The organism is Mycobacterium sp. 1423905.2 (assembly GCF_001673155.1).
Taxonomy (GTDB): Bacteria; Actinomycetota; Actinomycetes; order Mycobacteriales; family Mycobacteriaceae; genus Mycobacterium.
Genome location: NZ_LZLE01000204.1, coordinates 1 through 4,142 on the forward strand (window position 1 = coordinate 1; position 4,142 = coordinate 4,142).

General features: G+C 69.0%; 5 protein-coding genes and 1 pseudogene. 4 read left to right on the forward strand and 2 right to left on the reverse strand.

The window, feature by feature from the left end; translation table 11 throughout:
- The 4 genes from A9W95_RS12035 to A9W95_RS12050 form a co-directional block, all read left to right on the forward strand.
- On the forward strand, positions 1-834 hold an 834-nt coding region (locus tag A9W95_RS12035), incomplete at its 5' end, for an Hsp70 family protein (protein WP_156746160.1).
- A complete protein-coding gene (gene grpE / locus A9W95_RS12040; RefSeq protein WP_067412565.1) occupies positions 831-1,469 on the forward strand; it encodes a nucleotide exchange factor GrpE in 639 nt (212 codons plus the stop codon). The genes A9W95_RS12035 and grpE, both read left to right, overlap by 4 nt.
- Positions 1,470-1,512: 43 nt before the next feature.
- Positions 1,513-2,682, forward strand: a complete 1,170-nt coding sequence (gene dnaJ, locus A9W95_RS12045) for a molecular chaperone DnaJ (protein ID WP_067412567.1) — start codon at positions 1,513-1,515, stop codon at positions 2,680-2,682.
- Positions 2,682-3,071, forward strand: a complete 390-nt coding sequence (locus A9W95_RS12050; RefSeq protein ID WP_067412569.1) for a heat shock protein transcriptional repressor HspR — start codon at positions 2,682-2,684, stop codon at positions 3,069-3,071. Before dnaJ ends, A9W95_RS12050 begins: the two co-directional genes overlap by 1 nt.
- Here A9W95_RS12050 and A9W95_RS12055 read toward each other — a convergent pair.
- On the reverse strand, positions 3,068-3,892 hold the full coding sequence (locus A9W95_RS12055) for an aldose 1-epimerase (RefSeq protein WP_082983048.1): 825 nt from the start codon (positions 3,890-3,892) through the stop codon (positions 3,068-3,070). The two genes, A9W95_RS12050 and A9W95_RS12055, sit on opposite strands and share 4 nt — an antisense overlap.
- Before the next feature lie 69 nt (positions 3,893-3,961).
- Positions 3,962-4,142, reverse strand: a pseudogene (locus A9W95_RS26220) (2-polyprenylphenol hydroxylase); the annotation flags it as partial.

Here is a 4,142-nt window from a genome sequence, read left to right on the forward strand (position 1 = left end):
GTGGTCGCCGTCGGCGCCGCGCTGCAGGCCGGCGTCCTCAAGGGTGAAGTGAAAGACGTTCTGCTGCTGGACGTCACGCCGTTGAGCCTGGGTATCGAAACCAAGGGTGGCGTGATGACCAAGCTCATCGAGCGCAATACCACCATCCCGACCAAGCGGTCGGAGACCTTCACCACCGCCGACGACAACCAGCCGTCGGTGCAGATCCAGGTCTACCAGGGTGAGCGTGAGATCGCGTCGCATAACAAGCTGCTCGGATCGTTCGAGCTGACCGGCATCCCGCCGGCCCCGCGCGGCATCCCGCAGATCGAGGTGACCTTCGACATCGACGCCAACGGCATCGTGCACGTCACCGCCAAGGACAAGGGCACCGGCAAGGAAAACACCATCCGGATCCAGGAAGGCTCAGGCCTGTCCAAGGAGGAGATCGACCGGATGATCAAGGACGCCGAGGCGCACGCCGAGGAGGACCGCAAGCGGCGCGAGGAGGCCGACGTCCGCAACCAGGCCGAGACGCTAGTCTACCAGACCGAGAAGTTCGTCTCCGAGCAGCGCAGCGCTGAGGGTGGCTCGAAGGTTCCGGAGGACACGCTGAACAAGGTCGACGCCGCGGTGGCCGACGCCAAGGCGGCGTTGGGCGGCACCGACATCACCGCGATCAAGTCCGCGATGGAGCGCCTTGGTCAGGAATCGCAGGCGCTCGGCCAGGCGATCTACGAGGCGACCCAGGCCGAGTCGGCCGGCCAGCCGGGCGGTGCGCCCGGCGGTGCTCAGCCCGGTGCCGACGATGTCGTGGACGCTGAGGTGGTCGACGACGACCGGGAGGCCAAGTGACCGAAGGACACCCCGAACAGGTAACGGTCACCGACAAACGGCGCATCGATCCCGAGACGGGTGAAGTCCGGCACGTCTCTCCCGACACCTCGTCGGGAGAGGCGGCGCCGGCCGCCCCGTCGGGCGACAAGTCCGAGAAGGTCGCCGAGCTTACCGCCGACCTGCAGCGGGTGACGGCCGACTTCGCCAACTACCGCAAGCGCGCGTTGCGCGACCAGCAGGCGGCGGCCGACCGGGCCAAGGCGGCCGTCGTCACGCAATTGCTCGGTGTGCTCGACGATCTGGACCGCGCGCGCAAGCACGGTGATCTCGAGTCGGGTCCGCTGAAGTCGGTTGCCGACAAGCTGGCGAACGCGTTGAGCGGCCTCGGCGTGGAAGCGTTCGGCCTCGAGGGCGAGGACTTCGACCCCGCCCTGCACGAAGCCGTCCAGCACGAGGGCGACGGCGGCGAGGGCTCCCGACCCGTCATCGGCACCGTCATGCGGCAGGGTTACCGGCTCGGCGAGAACGTGCTGCGGCACGCGCTGGTCGGCGTCGTCGACACCGTGGAAGGCGCCGGCGCGCCGCAACCAGCGAGCGCCGGTGCGGAATCCGACACGCAAACGGCCGATAACGCCGGCACCTCCGGTGACTAGAGCACACAATTCAAACGAGAAAGGTGAGAGGGGGTGACGCGACATGGCCCAGCGTGAATGGGTCGAGAAAGACTTCTACAAGGAGCTGGGCGTCTCCTCTGACGCCGACGCCAAGGAGATAAAGACCGCATACCGCAAGCTGGCTTCTGACCTGCACCCGGATAAGAACCCGGCCGGGGCGGAACGGTTCAAAGCGGTCTCCGAGGCCTACAGCGTCTTGTCCGACGAGGCCAAGCGCAAGGAGTACGACGAGACCCGCCGGCTGTTCGCCGGCGGGGGCCTCGGCGGCCGCCGGTTCAACACCGGTGGTTTCGGTGGCTTCGGCGGCGGCGGTGACGGCGCCGAGTTCAACCTCAACGACCTGTTCGACGCGGCCGGCCGCAGCGGGGGCGCCAACATCGGCGACCTGTTTGGCGGATTGTTCGGACGGGGCGGCAGCGCCCGGCCCAGCCGGCCGCGTCGCGGCAACGACCTGGAGACCGAGACGGAGCTCGATTTCGTCGAGGCCGCCAAGGGCGTGGCCATGCCGCTGCGGCTGACCAGCCCGGCGCCGTGCACCAACTGTCATGGCAGCGGGGCGCGACCGGGCACCAGCCCCAAGGTGTGCCCGAACTGCAATGGCGCGGGTGTCATCAACCGCAACCAGGGCGCGTTCGGGTTCTCCGAGCCGTGCACCGAGTGCCGGGGCAGCGGCTCGATCATCGAGCACCCCTGTGAGGAGTGCAAAGGCACCGGCGTGACCACCCGCACCCGCACCATCAACGTGCGGATACCGCCGGGCGTCGAGGACGGGCAGCGGATCCGGTTGGCCGGCCAAGGCGAAGCCGGGTTGCGCGGTGCTCCGTCGGGAGACCTGTACGTGACCGTGCATGTCCGGCCGGACAAGATCTTCGGCCGCGACGGCGACGACCTCACCGTGACCGTGCCGGTCAGCTTCGCCGAACTGGCTTTGGGCTCAACGCTTTCGGTGCCCACGCTGGATGGGACCGTGGGCGTGCGGGTGCCGAAGGGCACCTCCGACGGGCGCATCCTGCGGGTGCGCGGGCGCGGTGTGCCCAAGCGCAGCGGCGGTGCCGGCGATTTGCTGGTCACGGTCAAGGTCGCCGTTCCACCCAACCTGGAAGGCGCCGCCCAAGAGGCGCTGGAAGCCTATGCGGCGGCCGAGCGGTCCAGTGGGTTCAACCCGCGGGCCGGATGGGCAGGTAACCGCTGATGGCGAAGAACAAGGAACGCGATTCGCGCACGTTTCTGATATCTGTCGCTGCCGAGCTGGCCGGCATGCATGCGCAGACGCTGCGCACCTACGACCGGCTCGGCCTGGTCACCCCGCAACGGACCTCCGGTGGCGGCCGCCGCTACTCGCAACACGACGTCGACCTGCTGCGCGAGGTGCAGCGGCTGTCCCAGGACGAGGGCGTCAACCTGGCCGGCATCAAACGCATTATCGAGCTGACCAATCAGGTCGAGGCCCTGCAGTCACGGCTGCAGGAGATGGCCGAGGAGATCGCCACCCTGCGGGCCAATCAGCGCCGCGAGGTCGCAGTCGTGCCCAAGAGCAGGGCCCTGGTGGTGTGGCAGCCGCGCACCGGCGAGCGTCGCTAGACGCGGATGGAGAACACCGCGACGGCCGGCTCGCCAGGACGTGCGGATTCGTAGCCGCCGCGCCGCAACGCGTCGGTCGGTGCGGCCATGGGTTCGAAGCAGATCAAGTCCTCGCCGGGTGGTGCGAAGATTTGCGCCGCCCGGTAACCGCGCTCGAAGTGCACTTCCAGGCGGCGGCCACCGCCGGACACGGCGAACACCGCACCCTCGGCCACCTGGTCGAACGCGTCGTCAAAACTCTTGTCGCCCAGCTGCTCCGAACCCGCCTGGTGCGGCGCGGTGTCGCCGGTGGGCAGGCCCCGGTCGTCCAGGGCCAGGTGCCGCAGAGCCGGTGTCTCGACGAGCCACTCGCCGCGCGGCACGTCGGGCAATTGCAGGTACGGGTGGTAGCCGAAACACAGCGGCACCGCCCGGTCCCCGGTGGGGGTGACCGTGGTTCCTACGGTCAGCGTGCGCTCGGCCAGTCGCACCGTCATCGTCAGCACGTGTGGATAGGGGAAGCTGGCCAGCAGCCGTGGATCGGCCCCGAAGTCCAGTTCGGCGGTCAGCTCCTGCTCCGATTGGGCCGTCAGGCGCCAGCCGGGATAGGCGGCCAGCACGCCGTGGATGGGCAGGCCGGCCGGGTCGGCGCGCACCCCGTTCTCGCCGGGGGTCAGCGTCACTTCGACGCCCTCGGCGGTGTAGTTGTTGTCGCCCAACCGATTCGCCCACGGGTACAGGATCGGGATGCCCATGGTCTTACCGGCGGACAGATAGGCGTCGAGCCCTCGGCGCTGGCCAAGCAGCTCGGTTCTGGAGTCGTTGAGCGAGGTGCCGATCATGCCGGCATCGAGCACGAACTGTGCGGTCAACGACTCCGAGCCCAGCGTGACGACGTGCACTCGGCAAGCCTAGAGCGGGTCGTGCTGGATGCGCTGCGGCGGCGCCCCTTTGTCGATCAGCGCCGCCTTGGTGGCCCGGATCATCGCCGGGCCGCCGCTGACCAGGATCTGGCGGTCACCCCACCCGCCATACTTGGTGACCACCTCGGGAAGCCGGCCGGTCTGGCGCACGTGCAGGCCGCGCGGCGGC